This window comes from Buttiauxella sp. JUb87, assembly GCF_004361975.1.
In the GTDB taxonomy this organism is placed as follows: domain Bacteria; phylum Pseudomonadota; class Gammaproteobacteria; order Enterobacterales; family Enterobacteriaceae; genus Buttiauxella; species Buttiauxella ferragutiae.
The window spans coordinates 1-21,702 of record NZ_SNVY01000011.1; the positions used below are offsets into that span (position 1 = coordinate 1).

Below are 21,702 nucleotides of genomic sequence, written 5' to 3' on the forward strand. Positions count from 1 at the left end.
AGTCAAGCGTTTATTTTCGCTTTTCATCTGGCTGACGGGCCGGTTTGTAAGCCGTTGTGCCGTGTCAGTGGAGGCGCAGTATAGGGATTTTCTGGAGGCTGACAACCCCTATTTTCAATTTTTATTTCAACCGTCGATTTTTTATTCAAAATTGCTATGAACAGCCAGTTTTTCTAGTCTTGGGAAGCCATAACGCTGCAAAACGGGTGTTAATTGTGCAATCTCAGGAGTCAGCCCCATACAGAATGCAATATTCTCATCAGAAGATACAGCATGCGGAGATTCATGCTCTAAAAGCCATACAGTACGGCGAGCAATCGCAGCACCGGAATCTATCAGCCTTGTGCCTTCGGGTAAGACTTGTAGCAACTCTTCTTCTAATAGAGGGAAATGGGTGCAACCTAATACCACGGTATCTGGCGGCTCCTTCATTCGCAGCCATGGACGAAGAATCTTGCGTAGTTCCTCAAGATCTACAGGCTGACCATGCAGCTTGGCTTCCGCTAATTCCACCAGCTCTGCCGAACCGAGCATTTCGATTTTGCATTCCGACGCAAAGCGTGCGACCAGTTCGTGAGTATAAGGGCGGCGAACAGTGCCGCGAGTCGCCAGCAAACCTACAACGCCGTTAGTCGTCAAACGCGCTGCCGGCTTAATAGCAGGAACGACGCCCACCACAGGGAATGCGAATTTCTCACGCAGAGCGGGAAGTGAGACGGTACTTGCCGTATTACAGGCGATGATGGCGAGTGCGAGTGGGTAGCGTTCCTGAACCGCAGTAACAATTTCAACTACGCGTTCAACAATGAACTCTTCGCTTTTCTCGCCGTAGGGGAATGCTACGTTGTCGAAAGCATAAATGTAGTGCAGGTCAGGCAAAAGCTGCCGGACTTCATCATACACAGAAAGCCCACCGACACCGGAGTCAAAAACCAGTACGGTGGGACGTGTATTAGAAGGTATAGCTGCCAGAGAGATAGTATTCCCGTCCTGGGGTTTGATAGCCATAAACCGTCTCGTAATCTTTATCGAACAGGTTGGCGATTCTACCACGAACAGTGAGATGAGAGGTGACCGGATATGAAGCCGCTACATCAACTGTGCTATAACTCGGCAAAATTTGCTGAGTCGGGTTATAAGCAGAGGTGTTGTTGTCGTAGCGTTTGCCGTAATACTGCCACGCTACATCCATATTCACGTTAAACATCACCCAGTCGAGCTGGTACTTAGCCTGGCGCTTAGCGCGGCGAGCCAGCACTTCATCACTCTGGTCATCACGCGGATCCATATACTGCAACGTTAGCTTATGAGTAAAGATGCCAGTATCCACGCTACCGACCCATTCCAGTCCTTTGATAGTCGCAGATTTGATGTTGTCATAAGACCCGTCATAAGTGACCGGATCGGAGTAGTAGGTAATCAGATTTTCAATCGTGTAGTGATAAGCAGACAAACGCCAGTCCACAGGACCGGTTAATCCTTCAAGCCCAGCTTCCCATTGCTTGGATTCTTCTGGTTTCAGATTTGGATTGGAGTCGATGCCAAAGCGCGTGGAGCCATATTGTTGCCCGAGGGAAGGTGCAAGGAAACCCGTGCCATAAGAAACTGTCGCACGATACCCTTCAACGAATTCCCATCCAGCCGCGGTTTGCCATGTACCGTGCCAACCGAATTGCTCGTCGTGGTCTTCACGACCTGAAGCTTCCAGGGTCACATCGCCAAACTGCTGCTGACCACTCAAGTAGACGCCCGTGTTATCACGGTTATAACTGTCAGACATGACTGTGTCAGAAGAAGTCAGACGCTGTTGCTGCCAGTCAATACCTGCGCTGATCGAGCCATTCCCGACAACAAAGTTGTTACCCCACTGGACGTTGCGTTGGGTCATATAGTCGAGCGTCGTACCGTCGTTATAGCGGCCATACACGCTGCTATAGTTATAGTCCTTCACTTTTTGATAGCTCGCCAACAGCTGCGAAGAGTAGATCCCGGAATGGAAACGCAGGCCCGCATCGTAGTTCTGGTTATAGAGTTGATGCTCGTCTGCGCTATACGCCGGAGTATAAGGAGGCGCACCTAAATCGTAATCGCTGTTGTTGGAATAGCCATAAGTACGGAAGAAGCCGTCAAACTCCTCGCTAAACTTATGCTCCAGGCCAGCCCAATAGCTTTTGCTACGGTAACCATCTCTATCGTTATCACCGCTATAAGTAGAATGCGGCTGAACGTTAAAACCCTTAGTGGTTTCGTATGAGCCAGACACTGTCGCTACCGTATCGCCAAAACGCTGGCGCCAGGTACCGTCATATTGCTGATAGCTATCCGAACCCACACCCGCATTGATTTGCGACTTTTCTTCATCGCTCTGCGTGATGATGTTAACCACGCCGCCAATCGCGCCAGAACCGTAAACCGCGGAACGTGGGCCACGAATGTATTCCACGCGCTGCACTAAAGAAATCGGGATTTGGCTAACATCCGAGGAGTTGGAAATGCCAGGGCGGGCAAGCGGAATACCATCCACCAGCACCAATACATGGCTGGCGCTGGTGCCACGGACAGACATTGAAGAACTCTGCCCAAGACCACCATACTGAGCAATATCGACGCCAGGTAAACGACGCATGACATCGTTCATCGATTTTGCCTGCCATTGGTCGATCTCTTCCCGGGTCACAATATCAGTTGGCGCCAGAACGGTATTGACGGGTTGCTGAAAACGGTTGGCCGTTACCACCAGAGTATCGTCAGAATTGCTGTCTTGCGCCCAGCCTGAAAAAGCCGTTACGGACAGAGCCGTAAGCAGCGAAAGTTTTTTTACCATCATTTTAATAAGCATCCGCTTTCCAATAAGGATGCCGCAGACATAACCGATAGCACGCGATAGTTATGCAGATTGCGACGTATACCGGCAGGTCTTCGGGCTTGGAGGTGTGTGACTACTGGATGATGACTTCCCGCTTTGTTTAGCAGTGTCTGCACTTGGCGCTCATCCCACCGTTCCTTACCGCTGCGCGTCAGCCCCAGAGTTGCACTGGGTTCCCTTTTAACTCATGTAAAAAGGCCGGAAGTGCTATGCTACGATTTTGTTAATAAGATTGTCCAGACACATCAAAATGCAACAGCACTGGACATCATCAACCTATTCCCTACAATCGCCGCGTAGTTTGACTTTATTAACAGGTAGCAGATCATGACTCCCGAACATCTCCCAATTGAACAGTACGACGCGCAACTGGCCGAAAAAGTCGCCCGCTTGCAAAGCATGATGGCCCCTTTTGCAGCACCAGCGCCGGAGGTGTTCCGTTCGCCAACCAGCCACTATCGGATGCGTGCTGAATTTCGTATCTGGCATGATGAAGACGACCTGTACCACATCATGTTTGACCAGGAGACAAAGCAGCGCATCCGGGTTAACACCTTCCCGGCAGCCAGCTCACTTATCAACGCGTTGATGCCTGCGATGCTCGACGGCGTGCGTGATATTCCCGCCCTGCGCCACAAACTCTTCCAGATTGATTATCTGACGACGATGAGCAACCAGGCGGTTGTCTCGATGCTTTACCACCGGAAATTGGGTGAAGAGTGGCAGCAACACGCTGAAGCACTGCGCGACAATCTGCGGGCTCAGGGTTTCAATGTTCATTTAATTGGCCGTGCGACCAAAACCAAAATCGAGCTGGATCAGGATTTCATCGATGAGCGTTTGACTGTTGCCGGTAAAGAGATGATTTATCGCCAGGTGGAAAACAGTTTCACGCAACCCAACGCGGCGATGAATGTTCATATGCTGGAATGGGCGCTGGATGCCACGCACGGTTCAAAAGGCGACCTGCTGGAACTGTATTGCGGTAACGGTAACTTCTCGCTGGCACTGGCTCGCAACTTTAATCGCGTGCTGGCAACTGAAATCGCCAAGCCGTCTGTTGCTGCCGCGCAATACAATATTGAAGCGAATGAAATTGAAAACGTGCAAATCATTCGTATGGCCGCGGAAGATTTTACCCAGGCGATGAATGGCGTGCGCGAGTTTAACCGCCTGAAAGGTATCGACCTGAAAAGCTACCAGTGCGAAACCATTTTCGTCGATCCACCACGCAGTGGTCTGGATGCTGACACCGTGAAAATGGTGCAGGCGTATCCGCGCATCCTTTATATCTCCTGCAACCCGCAAACCCTTTGCGAGAACCTGGAAACATTAAGCGAAACCCATAACGTGTCACGGCTGGCGCTATTTGACCAATTCCCGTACACGCACCATATGGAATGCGGTGTGTGGCTAACACGCAAATAGCAAAACGGACGCCTCGGCGTCCGTTTTTGTTTTAGAGCAGGCTGCTATTCCGTCACCTGGGATTTACGAGCGCGGATTTTAATACCAATCCAGAACAACAATGCGACCGAAAGTACCGCTGGCAAGAAGTTGGAGCCAATAGCTGGATATTCAGCGCGTACAACTGCGCTATACAGCAACACGCCCAACACGAAACAAGCCGCTGCGATACTTGGCAAACCCACCGGCATCGTGCGGTTTTGGTAGCGTTGATGCAAACAGTACACCGTCAGCACCAGCGCGATAATTGGAAAAATGGAAAACGGCACAACCGAGCTGAACACTGCGGCAAACGTTCCGTTGATCGCAAGGCCTGCAATAAACGCTAACCCGAGCGTACCTCTATCTTGTAACTGTTTCATTGCCCTTCCTTCATTCACTCTTCAGATATTTGAGCCAATGCCATTTTTTCTTGCTCCCGGCGATACCAGTAATACGCACCTTTGGAAATCATGCGCAACTGAAGTACCAGACGCTCTTCAAGCTGACGACGCTGATCGGCATCGACGTCTAACGCTTCGGCACCAGCACTAAAAACAATCGTCACCATCGCTTCTGCCTGCGCTTCAGTAAAGCTGCGCGACATACGATTTTCGAGTTCCAGATAATCAGCAAGTTCCGCAATAAAGTGCTGAATTTCACGCGCGACGGCGGCACGAAATGCGGCTGACGTTCCAGAACGCTCACGTAAAAGCAAACGGAACGCGTTGGGATTATTACCGATAAATTCCATAAATGTTGAGACGGAGGTACGAATTACGCTTCCTCCTTTGGCAATTCTTTGGCGGGCCTGGCGCATTAACTGGCGCAGCATCAGTCCACTCTCGTCGACCATTGTCAGCCCAAGCTCATCAACGTCACGGAAATGGCGATAAAACGATGTTGGCGCAATACCAGCCTCACGAGCGACCTCGCGCAAACTCAGGCTGGCAAAACTTCGTTCAGCACTTAACTGGCTAAACGCGGCTTCTACCAGAGAACGCCTGGTTTTTTCTTTTTGTTGCGCTCTTACACCCATCATGTTGCCTGAATCCCTTAAATCGAGCCCGCACTATACCAGAGAATAACTTAACTGCTTTTATACAGGATTGTGAATGATTGTTTACGCGACCCTCCTCGCGTTACGCAGTAAAAAGCACAACGACAATTGGGTTATCCCGGCGTTGATGTTACCATCGTGTTGCTTTTATGTATAAGAACAGGTAAGCCTTACCATGTCACACACCTACGATTATGACGCAATAGTAATTGGTTCCGGTCCTGGCGGCGAAGGCGCTGCAATGGGGCTGGTGAAACTTGGAGCAAGGGTAGCTGTCGTCGAGCGCTACCATAATGTGGGTGGCGGTTGTACCCACTGGGGAACCATCCCCTCGAAAGCCCTCCGCCACGCCGTCAGCCGCATTATCGAATTTAATCAAAACCCTTTATACAGCGACCACACCCATCTTCTCCGTTCTTCCTTCGCCGACATTCTTAATCACGCTGACAGCGTTATTAACCAACAAACTCGCATGCGCCAAAGCTTCTATGAACGCAACCGCTGCGAGATGCTGCAGGGCGATGCACGTTTTGTAGATGAACACACCATCTCGCTGGAATGCCACGATGGCTCGGTAGAAATGATCACCGCCGATAAATTTATTATCGCCTGTGGTTCACGCCCTTATCGTCCACCAGAAGTCGATTTCAGCCACCCACGCGTGTACGACAGCGATTCCATTCTTAACCTGCACCACGAACCACGCCACGTCATTATTTATGGTGCTGGGGTAATTGGTTGCGAGTATGCGTCGATTTTCCGTGGCATGAACGTTAAGGTTGATTTGATTAACACCCGCGATCGCCTGCTGGCGTTTCTCGATCAAGAGATGTCCGATTCGCTCTCTTATCACTTCTGGAATAGCGGTGTCGTTATTCGCCACAACGAAGAGTTCGAGAAAATCGAAGGTGTGGAAGATGGTGTAATTGTCTCGTTGAAATCAGGCAAAAAAGTGAAAGCTGACTGCCTGCTTTATGCCAACGGACGCACCGGTAATACCGATTCATTGTCACTGGAAAATGTCGGGCTGGAAGCGGATGGCCGTGGTCTGTTGAAGGTCAACAGCATGTACCAGACTGCACAGCCGCATATTTATGCCGTGGGCGATGTGATTGGTTATCCAAGCCTGGCATCTGCGGCCTACGATCAGGGGCGAATTGCCGCGCAAGCGATGGTCAAAGGCGAAGCGACTGCTCATCTGATTGAAGATATTCCGACCGGTATTTATACCATTCCGGAAATCAGCTCCGTCGGCAAAACCGAACAGCAATTGACCTCGATGAAAGTGCCGTACGAAGTAGGACGGGCTCAGTTCAAGCACCTGGCTCGTGCACAAATTGTTGGCATGAACGTGGGTACGCTAAAAATTCTCTTCCATCGCGAGACAAAAGAGATTTTAGGTATTCACTGCTTCGGTGAGCGCGCGGCTGAAATTATTCACATCGGCCAGGCGATTATGGAGCAGAAAGGTGGCGGCAACACGATTGAGTACTTTGTTAACACCACCTTCAACTACCCGACCATGGCGGAAGCCTATCGGGTTGCGGCACTAAACGGCTTGAACCGCTTGTTTTAACGCTGGCTCAAAATGGCCATCCATGTGTGTACGGATGGCCTCTGCGAGTTGCTCATAGCGACCACGCAGCGGAGAACCCGGACGATAAACCAGGCCGATAGTCCGGCGCGGTTCTGGTTTATAACATGGCAGATAGACGACACCATCACGGCAACGCTCATTCGGCACGGCCAGCGCAGGTAATAATGTAATTCCACTGCCTGCCGCAACCATGTTACGCAGCGTTTCAAGGCTAGTTGCACGGAAATGCGTATCTTCGTCTGCACCCGCTTCAAAACAGAAACCCAGCGCCTGATCGCGCAGGCAATGCCCGTCTTCCAGCATCAGCAGCTTTTCACCCGCTAAATCAGACAACGGGACGCGATCGCGCTCGGCCCATGGGTGATCCTGATAAATCGCCAGCATCATCGGCTCGTCGAATAACGGTACTTCAATAAACGCTTCGCTCTCTTTCACCAAAGCCAGAATCGCACAATCAAGCTTGCCGCTATCAAGCTGCGCAAGCAGTTGATGGGTTTGCGCTTCGTGAAGATACATTTCTAGTTTGGGGAAAGTTTTATGCAGCATCGGGATAATCTGCGGCAGCAGATAAGGCCCAACGGTTGGGATCAAACCAATGTGTAGCGGCCCGGACATCGCTTCGCCTTGTTGGCTCGCCATCTCTTTCAGGACTTTAACTTCGCGCAACACAGTACGCGCCTGATCCACCAGCAGTAAACCTGCCTGAGTGAACAATACTTTTCGGCTAGTGCGCTCAAGCAACATTACGCCGAGCTCATCTTCAAGTTTACGAATCTGGCCGCTCAGCGTTGGCTGACTGACGTGGCAGGCATCCGCTGCCCGGCGAAAGTGACGATGTTCAGATAACGCCACCAGGTATTCAAGATCACGAATATTCATTCTCTATCCTCCGGCGCCATGATAGACCATGGCGATAGAAATCATAGCAACGAACGATTATCCCTATCAACCATTGATGTTCAATAATAGCCATCAACAGCACAAACCATCTACGACTCTGGAATGTGTTGTGAGAACTCAGTTCTCCGAATGACCTACTGAAGCCAACGTGAATCATTTAGCGGACATTATGTCCGCTCTTTTTTTATCCCTTATAAACAAACAAGCCCGGCACAAGGCCAGGCTCTTCTTATCTTGCAGATAACGTTAAACCAGACGCTGTTTCGCGTCGACAATCGCCTGTGCTACCTGTTTCGGAGACACGCCGCCTTTGGCTGAACGTTTATCCAGGCAAGATTGCAAAGACAGAATCGGGTAAACATCGTCACCAATCGTCGCACTGAATTTTTGCAAATCGGCGAGCGACAAAGCTTCCAGCGCCTTGCCCTGACGAATCGCTTCCACTACGGCCTCACCCACAATGTGGTGCGCTTCACGGAAAGGAACCCCCTTCGCGACCAGGTAATCAGCCAGTTCAGTTGCGTTGGCATAACCCTGCTCGGCAGCTTCTTTACAACGCGGGCGCTTCACCTGAATGCCATCCAGCACCAACACGGACATATGCAGGCAATCGAGCCAGGTATCAAGCGCGTCAAACAAGCCCTCTTTGTCTTCCTGCATGTCTTTGTTGTACGCCAGCGGCAGACCTTTCAGGGTCATCATCATGCCAGTCAGCGCACCCTGCACACGGCCACATTTGCCACGAATAAGCTCCAGCGCATCTGGGTTTTTCTTCTGCGGCATCAGGGAAGAACCTGATGTCACGCGGTCAGATAACTCAACAAAGCCCGCTTCACCCGTGTTGAAGAAAATCAGGTCTTCAGCAAAACGCGATAAGTGAACCATGCCGATAGACGCGTCAGAAAGCAGTTCCAGGACGTGGTCACGATCGGACACGCTATCGAGGCTGTTACGGGTGGCCGAGGCAAAACCTAACCAGCCCGCCAGTTGATCACGGTCGATTTCATAAGCCGTGCCTGCCAGTGCGCCGCTACCCAAAGGGCTAACGTCCAGGCGTTCGAGCGTGCTCTGTAAACGGCTTTCGTCACGCGCCAGCATTTCAACATAAGCCAGGCACCAGTGCGCAAACGTCACTGGCTGCGCACGTTGCAAGTGCGTGTAACCCGGCATCACGGCATCTTGGTTGTTTTCAGCGGTTTCAATCAGCGCCTGTTGCAATTGGCGAGTCGCCCCCAGCAATTCGCTGATTTGCATTTTGCACCACAGTTTAAGATCGGTGGCGACCTGGTCATTACGGCTACGGCCCGTGTGGAGTTTTTTACCAAGCGCACCGACTTTATCGATGAGCTTCCCTTCCACCCAGCTATGAATATCTTCCGCATCGCTCTCAAGAATGGCTTGCGGATTCGCCTGAACTTCTTCAAGCAGGAAATTAAGCGCTTGCTCAAGCTCCTGTTGTTCAGCAACGGTCAGAACACCAACGGTAACCAACGCTTTGGACCAGGCGACAGAACCGACAATGTCTTGCTCAGCCAGTCGGTAGTCAAAACGTAATGAGTCATTGAACGATTTGAACCGCTGATCTGCTGCCTGAGTAAAACGTCCACCCCAAAGTGCCATATTGATGCTCCATTAAATTCTTTTGTTCCCTTCTCTGAATGAGAAGAGTTAAACCATTCTGATCCCCTCTCCTAAGGGAGAGGGTTAGGGTGAGGGGAAATTTTGACTACAGACGCCCTCACCCCGGCCCTCTCCCCCAGGAGAGGGAGGCTATTGATTACTTCTTCAGTTCGTTCAGTGCACGAATACGTGACGACAGCGAGAACAGACGGATAAAGCCGCCCGCGTGGCTATGGTCATACACTTCGTCTTCACCAAAGGTCGCGAACTCTTCGCTGTACAGGCTGTCAGGAGATTTTTTCTGCGTCGCGGTGACCTGGCCTTTATACAGCTCCAGCACCACTTCGCCGTTCACTTCTGCTGCCAACGATTCAGCAGATGCCTGCAAAGATTTACGCAACGGCGCGAACCAACGGCCATCGTAAACCACGTAAGACATTTCCAGGCCCAGTTGCTCACGCCATTTGAAGCTATCGCGATCCAGAACCAACTGCTCAACACCACGCAGTGCCGCCATCATAATGGTGCCTCCTGGGGTTTCGTAGCAGCCACGGGATTTAATCCCCACCAGACGGTTTTCTACGATATCGATACGGCCAATGCCGTGTTTAGAGCCAATCTTATTCAGCGTTTCCAGGCACTGATAAGGCGTCATGGTTTCGCCGTTAACCGCAACCACTTTGCCTTGCTTAACAGTAACCGTCACTTGCTCTGCCTGGTCTGGCGCTTCTTTAGGGTCAACAGTCCACACCCAGCAATCTTTGTTTGGTGCATTCCATGGGCTTTCCAGCACGCCGCCTTCAGTGGAGATGTGCCATGCGTTTTCATCACGGCTGTAGATTTTCTCAAGTGACGCGGTGGTCGGAATATCACGCTCTTTCAGGTAATCCAGCAACGCTTCACGGGAACGCAAATCCCACTCACGCCATGGTGCAACCACTTTCAGATGTGGAGCCAGTGCAGCCCAGGTGGATTCGAAACGGACCTGGTCGTTACCTTTGCCGGTCGCACCGTGGCACAGCGCATCGGCGCCCACTTTAGTGGCGACATCAACCAGTGCTTTCGCAATCAGCGGACGCGCCATAGACGTACCCAGCAGGTAGCTGCCTTCGTACAGTGCGCCAGTCTGCAATACTGGATAGACGTAATCGCTGATGAATTCTTCACGCGCATCAACGATATAACACTCAGTTGCGCCAGAGCGCAGTGCTTTTTGCTCAACACCTTTCAGGTCTTCACGATCCTGGCCGATATCCACCACACAAGCGACCACTTCACAGCCGCCGTAGTTTTCTTTCAGCCATGGAATGATGGCTGAAGTATCAAGGCCGCCAGAATAAGCGAGAACGATTTTTTTGATGCCGTGATTTTGCATTGTCTTATCCTTTCAAAACTAAGCCAGAATACGGGTGCCAATGGCCACGCCGTTAAATAAAGAAGGTAACTGCTCCGCGTGACGCCATGACGCAATATCCACCGGGCGACCCAGCGTACGTGCTGCATCCAGCGCCGCGTTAACCTTAACAATCATGCCGTCGGTAATAATGCCTTGAGCGATCAACTGCTCGGCTTTTGCCGCCGTCATTTCCGCAATACGTTGCCCTTTGCCATCCAGAATACCGCTGACGTCTGACAGCAGAATGAGATCCGCGCCGAGCGTGGCAGCCAGTGCCGTAGCGGCCTGATCGGCATTGACGTTCATCAGCTCGCCTTCAGCGGTAACGCCAATAGAGCTAACAATCGGCAGGAAACCGGAATCCAGCAGCGTGGTAATCAGCTTAGCTGAACCTGGCTTTGCAAGGCCGACATGGCCCAATGCTTCATCGAGTTTGGTCACCGTGACGCTGTCGCCATCGCCGAGGCAAAGACCGACACCATTGATGTCATGTTTTTTGGCCCACGCCAACAACGTTTTGTTCGCCGTACCCGCCAGCGCACCGGTAATAATGTCAATCTGGTCAGCAGGCGTAACACGTAGGCCGTTTTTCTTGGTCACCGGTAAGGAGAGCTTTTTCATCAGCTCATCAACCACACAGCCACCACCGTGAACAATCACCAGCGGACGTTGATGGGACTGACGATAGTTCACCAGCGCGGTAAACAAGCGCTCCAGCGCTTCTTCGCTATCCAGCAGTACGCCGCCTAATTTGATAATTAATGGATTCATCATTCACCCAGCCGATTAAATAAGAGACTGCGTTTCGGCAAAGCCAAAACGAATATTCAGGCACTGCACAGCCTGGGCCGACGCGCCTTTCAGAAGGTTATCTTCGGTCGCGACGACAATCAGATGCTCGCCCTGCACTGCGAAACCAATATCGCAGAACGGCAGGCCAACCACGTTTTTCAGTGCTGGCACGCCTTTGTCATACAGGCGCACTAACGGTTTATCTTGATAAGCCTGATTAAACACCTCGACGACTTGCTGCTGGGTCACCCCGGCTTTCAGGCGGCAAGTAATGGTCGCCAGAATCCCGCGCGGGAAATTGCCCAAGTGTGGAGTGAAAATCACTGGAGTCCCGAGATGCGTGACAATTTCTGGATGATGGCGATGATTAAAAATGCCATACGGTTGCAGGCTCACTTCGCAGAAACTGTTAGAGATCGCCGCTTTGCGCCCTGCACCGCTCACACCGCTGGTTGCGTTAATCACCGGCCACTGGTTTAAATCCAGCAAACCCGCTTCAATCAGAGGTTTTAACGCCAGTTGGGAGGCCGTTGGATAGCAGCCTGGCACAGAAATTAAACTGGTTTCTTTTATTCTGTCGCTCTGCCATTCCGCGAGGCCATAAACCGCCTGCTCAAGCAATTCAGGGTGCTGATGCGTAAAGCCGTAATAGAGTTGATAAAACTTAGCATCGTTGACGCGGAATGCACCGGACAAGTCAATGACAACGCAGCCTTTCGCAAGAAACTGCGGTGCCAGGTCATGGCTGACTTCATGGGCTGTGGCAAGAAAAACAACATCCACACCATCGGTAAATTCGCTGATATCCGACATTGGCAGTAACGGCATGTCCACGATACCTTTTAATTGCGGATGCAAATCAGATATCAATTTTCCTGCGTCATTACTTTGCGCTGAAACCGTCAAAGCGGTTATGTTCATATGAGGATGGCGATTCAAATAGGTCACAAGCTCTGCGCCTGCATAACCGCTGGCACCAACAATCAGCGTATTCAACATCTCGGCTGTACACCTTCTTAGGTTGTGTCTGCTAAAGGTGTCAGCTGAAAGCCATCACCCAACGTACAACGACGTGGTTCAATCCACCGGAACCAGGGGTTCCATCGCGGCAGGTAATAATGTATTTTTATTCAATATTACTGCATGATTATGTATACCAACCTGAGCTAAGGCCTGTCAACAGTGAAGATGAAATTACCTCCTTTTATCGAGATTTACCGCGCATTGATCGCCACCCCTTCCATCAGCGCTACCGACAGTGCGTTGGATCAGAGCAATCAGTCTTTAATCAATTTGCTGGCGGGCTGGTTCCGCGATCTTGGCTTTAATGTCGAAATACAACCCGTACCAGGTACACGTAATAAATTCAATATGCTGGCGAGCACCGGTACCGGTGCCGGTGGGTTGTTGCTGGCGGGTCACACGGATACCGTTCCGTTCGACGATGGCCGCTGGACACGCGATCCGTTCACGCTGACCGAACATGAAAATAAACTGTACGGCCTCGGCACTGCCGATATGAAAGGTTTCTTCGCCTTTATTCTCGATGCGCTGCGCGATGTGGATGTGACGACGCTTAAAAAGCCGCTCTATATTCTGGCGACCGCCGATGAAGAAACGACTATGGCGGGCGCACGCTATTTCTCTGAAAACACCAGCATACGCCCGGACTGCGCCATTATTGGTGAGCCGACTTCGTTGCAGCCAGTGCGCGCCCACAAAGGCCATATCTCTAACGCGATTCGCATTCTAGGCCAGTCCGGTCACTCCAGCGATCCCGCTCGGGGCGTGAACGCTATCGAACTGATGCACGACGCAATCGGCCACATCATGTCGCTGAAAAACACGCTGAAAGAGCGTTATCACCACGATGCCTTCACCGTGCCGTATCCAACGCTAAACCTCGGCCATATCAGCGGTGGCGATGCCGCCAACCGTATTTGTGCCTGTTGTGAACTGCATATGGATATTCGCCCGCTTCCGGGCCTTACGTTAAATGATCTTAACGGTTTGCTTAACGAAGCGCTGGAACCGGTAAGCCAGAAATGGCCAGGCCGCCTGACGGTTTCTGAACTTCACCCGCCGATTCCGGGCTATGAGTGCGCCAAAGACCACCAACTAGTACAAGTGGTCGAAAAATTATTGGGCGCGCAAACAGAAGTGGTGAACTACTGCACCGAAGCGCCATTTATTCAGACCATTTGCCCGACGCTGGTTCTGGGGCCAGGTTCTATAAACCAGGCACACCAGCCGGACGAATACCTCGAAACACGGTTTATCGAGCCAACTCGCAAACTCATTACACAGGTTGTGCATCATTTTTGCTGGCATTGAAAAATAGCGATTCAGGGGGTTTTGCCCCCTTTTTCAGCTGCTTTTTAGCGGATCCTCATAAGAAACGCTTATCCACGAAGTTAGTAATTAAATTTCATGAATTAGCGCCATTTATTCGTTTGCTGAAACGATTTCGTAGCAATTGACGAATGATAACTTACGTGGCTTTATAAAGACGGTGTTGAACCTTCACGGGTGAAATTAAGTTACATAAAAAGATGGGGTGTGTGGGACTACAATGAACGAACAATATTCCGCTTTGCGAAGTAATGTCAGTATGCTCGGCAAGTTGCTCGGGGATACCATCAAAGATGCATTAGGTGAAAACATCCTTGACCGGGTAGAAACAATCCGTAAGTTGTCGAAATCGTCACGAGCGGGCAATGAAGCGAACCGTCAAGAGTTGCTCACCACGTTACAGAACCTGTCTAATGACGAACTACTCCCTGTAGCCCGTGCATTCAGCCAGTTCCTGAACCTGGCCAACACCGCCGAGCAATATCACAGTATTTCCGCTAATGGCGAAGCCGCCAGCAATCCCGAAGTTATCGCTAAGACACTCCAAAAATTAAAAAATCAGCCGGATATTAGCGAAGATGCCGTTCGTGATGCTGTTGAATCGCTGTCATTAGAATTAGTTCTGACCGCACACCCAACCGAAATCACCCGCCGCACCCTGATTCACAAGCTGGTTGAAGTAAACAGCTGCCTGAAACAACTCGACCATAGCGACATTGCCGATTACGAACGTAACCAGATTATGCGCCGTCTGCGCCAACTGGTGGCACAGGCCTGGCACACCGATGAAATCCGTAAATACCGCCCGTCCCCTGTAGATGAAGCGAAATGGGGTTTTGCGGTAGTTGAAAACAGCCTGTGGGAAGGGGTTCCTAACTACCTGCGCGAACTGAACGAGCAACTCGAAGACAATCTGAATTACAAACTGCCGGTCGATTTCGTCCCGGTACGATTCACCTCCTGGATGGGCGGCGACCGCGACGGCAACCCGAACGTGACCGCCGATATTACCCGCCACGTGCTGTTGCTCAGCCGCTGGAAAGCCACCGACCTGTTCCTGCGCGATATTCAGGTGCTGATTTCTGAGCTTTCGATGGTGGAATGCACGCCTGAACTGAGCGAACTTGCAGGCCCGGACGCCGCACAAGAGCCGTACCGTTGCATCATGAAAGGCATTCGTCAGCAATTAATGGTGACTCAAGCCTGGCTGGAAGCACGCCTGAAAGGCCAGCATCTGCCAAAACCAGAAGGTTTACTGACGCAAAACGAACAGCTTTGGGATCCGCTCTACGCGTGTTACCAGTCGCTACAAGCTTGCGGTATGGGCATTATCGCTAACGGTCAGTTACTCGACACCTTGCGCCGCGTGAAATGCTTCGGCGTTCCGTTGGTGCGCATTGATGTCCGCCAGGAAAGTACTCGCCATACCGAAGCGCTGGGCGAGATGACTCGCTACCTGGGCATTGGTGATTACGAAAGCTGGTCCGAGGCGGACAAACAAGCCTTCTTGATCCGTGAATTGAACTCTAAGCGTCCACTTTTGCCGCGCCAGTGGGAACCGAGCGAAGAAACTCGCGAAGTGCTGGATACCTGCAAAGTCATTGCCGAAGCTCCACGTGGTTCAATCGCGGCTTACGTGATTTCGATGGCAAAAACGCCGTCGGACGTGCTGGCGGTTCACCTGTTACTCAAAGAAGCGGGCTGCACTTTCGCGCTGCCTGTGGCTCCACTGTTCGAAACCCTCGACGACCTGAACAACGCCGACGACGTAATGACTCAGTTGCTGAATATCGACTGGTATCGCGGCTTTATTCAGGGCAAACAGATGGTCATGATTGGCTATTCTGACTCGGCAAAAGACGCAGGCGTGATGGCGGCATCCTGGGCGCAGTATCAGGCACAAGATGCGCTGATCAAAACCTGCGAGAAAGCCGGAATTACCCTGACGCTGTTCCACGGACGCGGCGGTTCTATTGGTCGTGGCGGTGCGCCAGCGCATGCAGCTCTGCTTTCTCAACCTCCGGGCAGCCTGAAAGGCGGCCTGCGCGTGACTGAACAAGGCGAGATGATTCGCTTCAAATACGGTCTGCCGGAAATCACTATCAGCAGCCTGTCGCTCTACACCAGTGCGATTCTTGAAGCTAACCTGCTGCCGCCGCCAGAGCCGAAGAAAGAGTGGAAACATATCATGGAGGATCTGTCTGCGACCTCCTGTGATATGTATCGTGGGTATATCCGCGAAAACGAAGACTTCGTGCCGTATTTCCGTTCAGCAACACCAGAGCTGGAACTGGGTAAACTGCCGCTGGGTTCACGCCCTGCGAAACGTAAACCTAACGGTGGCGTTGAGTCTCTGCGAGCCATTCCATGGATTTTCGCCTGGACGCAGAACCGTCTGATGCTTCCAGCCTGGTTGGGCGCGGGTGCCGCGTTACAAAAAGTTGTCGAAGATGGCAAACAAGATGTGCTGGAAACGATGTGCCGCGACTGGCCATTCTTCTCGACACGCCTTGGGATGCTGGAAATGGTATTTGCCAAAGCTGACTTGTGGTTGGCGGAATACTACGACCAACGTCTGGTGAAACCGGAACTGTGGAAGCTAGGTAAACAGCTACGCGACCAACTGGAAGCGGATATCAAAGTGGTGCTGGATATCGCCAACGATTCCCATCTGATGGCCGACTTGCCGTGGATCGCCGAATCTATCCAGTTACGTAACATCTACACCGATCCGTTGAACGTATTGCAGGCTGAATTGCTGCACCGTTCTCGTCAACTGGAAGAGAAAGGTGAGGAACCAAATGCGCAGGTAGAACAGGCGCTGATGGTGACCATTGCCGGTGTTGCGGCAGGTATGCGTAACACGGGTTAAGCCCGAAATCAGGCAGTTTTCAAACCCCGCGCAAGCGGGGTTTTTGTTTTTACCCCTATGCGGTGCCACCCACGATATTAACTGCCAGTCTGCGAAACGATCACCCTGCCGTTAGATGTAGCTCAACAAATACTCAACACCCCTACGGTAGAGTCAGTAGTAGTGAAGTTCGGGCAAGACTCGACTCACGGACTTGACCCTATCCACTTATAAGGGAAATAAAGTATGGATCGCATCATTCAATCACCGAGTAAATACATCCAGGGTGCCGATGTCATTACAAGACTAGGAGAATATCTGAGCCCACTGGCCGAACGTTGGCTGGTCGTGGGTGATAAATTTGTATTAGGTTTTGCGCAGGAAGCATTAAGCAAAAGCATGAAGGATGCCGGATTAGCGCTAGAAGTCGCGCCATTTGGCGGTGAATGTTCGCAAAATGAAATAAATCGTTTACGCGCCGTGGCAGAAAAAATGCAGTGCAGTGCAATACTGGGTATCGGTGGCGGAAAAACGCTCGATACCGCAAAAGCACTGGCGCACTTTATAGATGTTCCGGTCGCGATAGCTCCGACCATTGCCTCCACAGACGCTCCATGTAGCGCCCTTTCCGTTATTTATACCGATACCGGCGAATTCGACCGTTATCTGCTGCTCCCCAACAACCCCGAAATGGTTATTGTCGACACTAAAATCGTCGCCGGTGCGCCAGCTCGTTTACTGGCTGCAGGGATTGGTGATGCTCTGGCGACCTGGTTTGAAGCCCGCGCCTGTTCCCGAAGCGGAGCGACGACCATGGCGGGTGGCCGTTGCACTCATGCCGCGCTTGCTCTGGCAGAATTGTGCTACAACACACTGCTCGAAGAGGGTGAAAAAGCGATGCTTGCAGCAGAGCAGCATGTTGTTACGCCAGCACTGGAACGCGTCATCGAAGCCAACACCTATTTGAGCGGCGTCGGTTTTGAAAGCGGCGGCCTCGCGGCGGCTCATGCAATTCATAACGGTTTGACCGCAATTCCAGATGCGCATCATTTCTATCATGGCGAAAAAGTGGCTTTCGGTACGCTGACCCAGTTAGTGCTGGAAAACGCCTCGCAAGAAGAGTTCGAAACCGTTGCCGCACTGTGTCACTCGGTGGGTTTACCGCTCACGCTGGCACAGCTGGATATCAAAACTGAAGTTGCAGAAAAAATGCGCATTGTTGCGAGAGCTGCCTGTGCAGAAGGCGAAACTATCCACAATATGCCTGGCGGTGTGACAGTTGTTCAAGCCATTGCCGCGCTGTTAGTTGCTGACCAGTACGGTCAGCGCCTGTTAGAAGCCTGGGAATAATACCCATAAAAAATCCCCGCACTTACGCGGGGATTTTCATGTCAGATAGCAGATTATTTCAGGTCAAAGCGATCCAGATTCATCACTTTCACCCAGGCTGCAACAAAGTCTTTCACAAACTTCTCTTTAGCATCGCCACTGGCATACACTTCCGCCAGCGCACGCAGAACCGCATTGGAACCAAAGACCAGGTCTGCACGAGTCGCCAGATGTTTCACCTCACCCGACTGACGATCGCGGCCTTCAAACAACTCAGAAGAGTCATCGGTCGCTTTCCATTCGGTGCGCATATCCAGCAGGTTGACAAAGAAATCGTTACTGAGCACGCCAAGACGATCGGTGAATACACCTTGTTTACCGCCATCAAAATTCGCACCCAGCGCACGCAAACCACCTACCAGCACGGTGAGTTCTGGTGCGGTCAGCGTCAGTTGCTGTGCTTTATCAATCAGCAGGGATTCTGTTGTCGCCGCATCCACGCGAGCACGGTAGTTACGGAACCCGTCTGCCGCTGGCTCAAGCAGGTTGAACATCTCGATATCGGTCTGATCCTGGCTGGCGTCCACACGCCCCGGAATAAACGGAACACGTACGCTGATGCCAGCCGCTTCCGCTGCCTGCTCAACACCCACCACACCGGCCAGTACAATGATATCGGCCAAAGATACTTTACCAGAGGCTTTCTGAATCGCTTCCAGCGCTGGCAGAGCACGCGCTGCCGTCGCATTCACATCCCAGCTACGCTGAGGTGCCAGTGCCAGGCGCGCACCATTAGCACCGCCACGTTTATCGCCGCCACGGAAAGTAGAGGCCGATGCCCAGGCGACAGACACCAGTTCACTCACTGACAAACCGGAACGGGCAATTTCTGCTTTCAGGTGGTCGATATCTGCTGGTGTTGGGCTGAATGTCGCTTTCGGCAACGGATCCTGCCAAATCAGTTCTTCTCTTGGCACTTCCGGGCCGATATAACGCGCTACTGGCCCCATATCGCGGTGAGTCAGCTTGAACCATGCGCGGGCAAAGGCTTCATTGAATGCCTGAGGATCATTAAGGAAACGACGTGAAATTTTCTCGAATTCTGGGTCAAAACGCAGCGTCAGGTCGGTAACCAACATTGTTGGCTTACGTTTTTTCGAGGGGTCAAAAGGATCAGGAATGATTTCTGGCGCATTTACAGCTTCAAACTGAATGGCACCAGCCGGGCTGCGCGTCTGTACCCATTCAAATTTGAACAGGTTCTCGAAGAAGTAGTTACTCCACTGCGTTGGCGTTTGTGACCAGACGACTTCCAGGCCAGAAGTAATCGCATCAGCACCTGCACCTGAGCCGTGGCTGCTCGTCCAGCCTAAACCCTGCGCTTCAATTGGCGCGGCTTCCGGATCGACGCCCACATGGGTTGCTTCCGCCGCACCGTGGGTTTTACCCAGCGTATGACCACCCGCGATAAGCGCGACAGTCTCTTCGTCGTTCATCCCCATATTGCCAAAAGTCGCACGAATGGCAGCGGCCGCGGAGAGCGGTTCACCACTGGCATTTGGCCCTTCCGGGTTAACATAAATCAGCCCCATTTCGGTCGCGGCCAATGGGCGTTTGGCGAGCGCTTCAGGATCACGATGCTCAAGCCAGGCTTTTTCATTACCCCAGTTCACATCAAGGTCTGGCTCCCAAACGTCTTCACGCCCAGCGCCAAAACCGAAGGTACGGAAACCGGAGTTTTCCAGCGCCACGTTCCCCGCTAACACATAAAGATCGGCCCAGGATATTTTCTGACCATATTTCTGTTTAATAGGCCACAGCAGGCGACGGGCTTTATCAAGGCTAACGTTATCCGGCCAGGAATTAAGAGGAGCAAAACGCTGCTGACCACGGCCTGCGCCACCACGACCATCGACTGAACGATAGGTGCCAGCACCATGCCAGGCCATACGAATGAACAGCCCGGCATAGCTGCCCCAATCAGCAGGCCACCATGGCTGAGAATCGGTTAACAGGGCTTTGAGGTCGCCTTTCAGAGCAGAATAATCAAGTTTGCTGAATTCTTTGCGGTAGTCAAAATCTTCGCCCAGGGGGTTTGAACGGTTAGAGTGCTGATTGAGGAGGTCAACACGGAGTTGTTTTGGCCACCAGTCACGAGTGCTTGTACCCGCTCCTGCGCTTACATCCTGACTGCCCTGATGAAACGGGCACTTTCCTGCTGACAACGTATTATGATCGTTTTCGTTCGTACTCATCTTCCTGCTCCCTTTCACTGTTGTAGTACCAGGATATACATCTCTGCAGATAAGTTATAGATGAAAAAAACTACAGATTTGATAGTTATTACCTTCTGACCAGAGGCAAGGTAGCAAAAGTTTTTTTAACAAAACGTCGACAACCCCATAAACTTTCAAAATTAAGAATTAAAAGTTCGAAGGAAATCAGGAGAATGGATGTGAGTTTACTGCGGAGAAAGTCATGGCCCTTGCGGGCCATTTTCTTCAATCAGATAGTCGGGCGAACACCCAGCGTGTGGCAAATTGCGTAACTCATCTCTGCGCGGTTTAGCGTATAGAAGTGGAAGTCTTTCACGCCTTCACGGCTGAGAATTTTCACCATATCCATCGCAATATTAGCACCGACCATTTTGCGAGTTTCCGCGTCGTCATCCAGGCCTTCAAACATTTGCGCCATCCAGTGCGGAACGCGCACATTGGTCATGGTGGCAAATTTGTGTGCCTGCTTGTAGTTACTGACCGGCAGAATACCCGGCACGATTTCAACGTCGATACCCGCAGCGGCGCAGCGGTCGCGGAAGCGTAGATAACTTTCTACATCGAAGAAGAACTGAGTAATAGCGCGGTTTGCACCGGCATCAATCTTGCGCTTCAGGTTGATAAGATCAGCCTGCGCACTTTTCGCTTCAGGATGAACTTCCGGGTAAGCGGCGACAGAAATATCAAAGTCACCGACATCTTTAAGTAACGTCACCAGATCAGAAGCGTACATATCCGGTTTGCCGCCGCCCGGCGGTAAATCACCGCGCAGAGCCACGATATGACGGATACCGTTATTCCAGTAATCCTGCGCGATAGCACGCAGTTCATCGCGCGTTGCATCAATACAAGTGAGGTGCGGTGCCGCTTCCAGACCGGTGCGGTCTTTAATGCCTTTGATGATGCTATGCGTGCGGTCACGTTCGCCCGAGTTTGCGCCGTAAGTCACGGAGACAAATTTTGGCTTCAGGCTGCTGAGTCGATCAATTGAGCTCCACAGGGTTTGTTCCATTTCACTGGTGCGCGGCGGGAAAAATTCAAAGGAAACGTTAATTTGCCCGGCGACTTCGGCCAGACTCTGATTCAGTGCTTCCCGCTGGTTGGCGTGAAAAAAGCTCATACCCTTACCTCATTAATCGCATTTTATTATGTGATGTTGTGTTTTGTTGCTATCCAGACGTTTAGACGTCCAGATAGCAAGATGAAGGAAAAGCGTG

16 protein-coding genes, 1 pseudogene and 1 riboswitch are annotated in these 21,702 nt (G+C 51.6%); of the genes and pseudogenes, 6 read left to right on the forward strand and 11 right to left on the reverse strand.

What is annotated here, in order from left to right; all coding sequences use genetic code 11:
- Positions 1-141: 141 nt before the first annotated feature.
- Both murI and btuB read right to left on the reverse strand, forming a co-directional pair.
- Positions 142-1,008, reverse strand: coding sequence for a glutamate racemase (gene murI, locus EC843_RS21780; protein WP_074388500.1), 867 nt, complete (start codon positions 1,006-1,008; stop codon positions 142-144).
- A complete protein-coding gene (gene btuB / locus EC843_RS21785; RefSeq protein WP_083963239.1) occupies positions 953-2,824 on the reverse strand; it encodes a TonB-dependent vitamin B12 receptor BtuB in 1,872 nt (623 codons plus the stop codon). The genes murI and btuB overlap by 56 nt, the downstream gene beginning before the upstream one ends.
- 68 nt (positions 2,825-2,892) lie before the next feature.
- Positions 2,893-3,084: riboswitch (cobalamin riboswitch) on the reverse strand.
- Positions 3,085-3,193: 109 nt separating this feature from the next.
- Between btuB and trmA the strand changes: the two genes are divergently transcribed.
- Entirely contained in the window at positions 3,194-4,294 is a 1,101-nt protein-coding gene (gene trmA / locus EC843_RS21790) for a tRNA (uridine(54)-C5)-methyltransferase TrmA (protein WP_133523055.1), read from the forward strand.
- Positions 4,295-4,338: 44 nt separating this feature from the next.
- Here trmA and EC843_RS21795 read toward each other — a convergent pair whose 3' ends face one another.
- Complete coding sequence (locus EC843_RS21795) at positions 4,339-4,695, reverse strand: YijD family membrane protein (protein ID WP_064541639.1); 357 nt, start codon at positions 4,693-4,695, stop codon at positions 4,339-4,341.
- 14 nt (positions 4,696-4,709) lie between these two features.
- A complete protein-coding gene (gene fabR, locus EC843_RS21800) occupies positions 4,710-5,354 on the reverse strand; it encodes an HTH-type transcriptional repressor FabR (RefSeq protein ID WP_074388501.1) in 645 nt (214 codons plus the stop codon).
- Positions 5,355-5,547: 193 nt separating this feature from the next.
- Between fabR and sthA the strand changes: the two genes are divergently transcribed.
- A complete protein-coding gene (sthA, locus tag EC843_RS21805) occupies positions 5,548-6,948 on the forward strand; it encodes a Si-specific NAD(P)(+) transhydrogenase (RefSeq protein WP_064541645.1) in 1,401 nt (466 codons plus the stop codon).
- On the opposite strand, the gene oxyR is transcribed toward sthA, so the two are convergent.
- From oxyR to argC, 5 genes are all read right to left on the reverse strand, one after another.
- On the reverse strand, positions 6,922-7,848 hold the full coding sequence (oxyR, locus tag EC843_RS21810) for a DNA-binding transcriptional regulator OxyR (RefSeq protein ID WP_064541648.1): 927 nt from the start codon (positions 7,846-7,848) through the stop codon (positions 6,922-6,924). The two genes, sthA and oxyR, sit on opposite strands and share 27 nt — an antisense overlap.
- A 267-nt stretch (positions 7,849-8,115) precedes the next feature.
- On the reverse strand, positions 8,116-9,489 hold the full coding sequence (gene argH, locus EC843_RS21815) for an argininosuccinate lyase (protein WP_064541651.1): 1,374 nt from the start codon (positions 9,487-9,489) through the stop codon (positions 8,116-8,118).
- 157 nt (positions 9,490-9,646) lie between these two features.
- The gene (locus EC843_RS21820) at positions 9,647-10,864 is read right to left on the reverse strand and encodes an argininosuccinate synthase (protein WP_133523056.1); all 1,218 of its coding nucleotides are present in this window, start codon (positions 10,862-10,864) and stop codon (positions 9,647-9,649) included.
- 18 nt (positions 10,865-10,882) lie between these two features.
- The gene (gene argB, locus EC843_RS21825) at positions 10,883-11,659 is read right to left on the reverse strand and encodes an acetylglutamate kinase (RefSeq protein ID WP_121814596.1); all 777 of its coding nucleotides are present in this window, start codon (positions 11,657-11,659) and stop codon (positions 10,883-10,885) included.
- Between the two features lie 12 nt (positions 11,660-11,671).
- Positions 11,672-12,676, reverse strand: a complete 1,005-nt coding sequence (argC, locus tag EC843_RS21830) for an N-acetyl-gamma-glutamyl-phosphate reductase (RefSeq protein ID WP_133523057.1) — start codon at positions 12,674-12,676, stop codon at positions 11,672-11,674.
- Positions 12,677-12,859: 183 nt separating this feature from the next.
- Between argC and argE the strand changes: the two genes are divergently transcribed.
- The 4 genes and pseudogenes from argE to EC843_RS21850 all read left to right on the forward strand — a co-directional run bounded on the left by argE (position 12,860) and on the right by EC843_RS21850 (position 18,230).
- Entirely contained in the window at positions 12,860-14,011 is a 1,152-nt protein-coding gene (gene argE / locus EC843_RS21835; protein ID WP_064541663.1) for an acetylornithine deacetylase, read from the forward strand.
- Between the two features lie 238 nt (positions 14,012-14,249).
- Positions 14,250-16,901: a phosphoenolpyruvate carboxylase gene (gene ppc, locus EC843_RS21840; RefSeq protein ID WP_064541666.1), complete on the forward strand. Its 2,652-nt coding sequence runs from the start codon at positions 14,250-14,252 to the stop codon at positions 16,899-16,901.
- A 90-nt stretch (positions 16,902-16,991) separates the two neighbouring features.
- Positions 16,992-17,114, forward strand: a pseudogene (locus EC843_RS21845) (fructose-6-phosphate aldolase); the annotation flags it as partial.
- A 12-nt stretch (positions 17,115-17,126) separates the two neighbouring features.
- Positions 17,127-18,230: a glycerol dehydrogenase gene (locus EC843_RS21850; protein ID WP_133523058.1), complete on the forward strand. Its 1,104-nt coding sequence runs from the start codon at positions 17,127-17,129 to the stop codon at positions 18,228-18,230.
- A gap of 53 nt (positions 18,231-18,283) precedes the next feature.
- Here EC843_RS21850 and katG read toward each other — a convergent pair whose 3' ends face one another.
- Positions 18,284-20,464 (reverse strand): catalase/peroxidase HPI, encoded by a 2,181-nt coding sequence (katG, locus tag EC843_RS21855; RefSeq protein WP_064541673.1) that lies wholly within the window; start codon positions 20,462-20,464, stop codon positions 18,284-18,286.
- 250 nt (positions 20,465-20,714) lie between these two features.
- Positions 20,715-21,605: a methylenetetrahydrofolate reductase gene (gene metF / locus EC843_RS21860; RefSeq protein WP_064541676.1), complete on the reverse strand. Its 891-nt coding sequence runs from the start codon at positions 21,603-21,605 to the stop codon at positions 20,715-20,717.
- Positions 21,606-21,702 lie beyond the last annotated feature (97 nt).

Bases quoted from the DNA above. Each gene is read 5' to 3' on its own strand.
- murI (WP_074388500.1), bottom strand. From the start codon at position 1,008: ATGGCTATCAAACCCCAGGACGGGAATACTATCTCTCTGGCAGCTATA.
- btuB (WP_083963239.1), bottom strand. From the start codon at position 2,824: ATGGTAAAAAAACTTTCGCTGCTTACGGCTCTGTCCGTAACGGCTTTT.
- trmA (WP_133523055.1), top strand. From the start codon at position 3,194: ATGACTCCCGAACATCTCCCAATTGAACAGTACGACGCGCAACTGGCC.
- EC843_RS21795 (WP_064541639.1), bottom strand. From the start codon at position 4,695: ATGAAACAGTTACAAGATAGAGGTACGCTCGGGTTAGCGTTTATTGCA.
- fabR (WP_074388501.1), bottom strand. From the start codon at position 5,354: ATGATGGGTGTAAGAGCGCAACAAAAAGAAAAAACCAGGCGTTCTCTG.
- sthA (WP_064541645.1), top strand. From the start codon at position 5,548: ATGTCACACACCTACGATTATGACGCAATAGTAATTGGTTCCGGTCCT.
- oxyR (WP_064541648.1), bottom strand. From the start codon at position 7,848: ATGAATATTCGTGATCTTGAATACCTGGTGGCGTTATCTGAACATCGT.
- argH (WP_064541651.1), bottom strand. From the start codon at position 9,489: ATGGCACTTTGGGGTGGACGTTTTACTCAGGCAGCAGATCAGCGGTTC.
- EC843_RS21820 (WP_133523056.1), bottom strand. From the start codon at position 10,864: ATGCAAAATCACGGCATCAAAAAAATCGTTCTCGCTTATTCTGGCGGC.
- argB (WP_121814596.1), bottom strand. From the start codon at position 11,659: ATGATGAATCCATTAATTATCAAATTAGGCGGCGTACTGCTGGATAGC.
- argC (WP_133523057.1), bottom strand. From the start codon at position 12,676: ATGTTGAATACGCTGATTGTTGGTGCCAGCGGTTATGCAGGCGCAGAG.
- ppc (WP_064541666.1), top strand. From the start codon at position 14,250: ATGAACGAACAATATTCCGCTTTGCGAAGTAATGTCAGTATGCTCGGC.
- EC843_RS21850 (WP_133523058.1), top strand. From the start codon at position 17,127: ATGGATCGCATCATTCAATCACCGAGTAAATACATCCAGGGTGCCGAT.
- katG (WP_064541673.1), bottom strand. From the start codon at position 20,464: ATGAGTACGAACGAAAACGATCATAATACGTTGTCAGCAGGAAAGTGC.
- metF (WP_064541676.1), bottom strand. From the start codon at position 21,605: ATGAGCTTTTTTCACGCCAACCAGCGGGAAGCACTGAATCAGAGTCTG.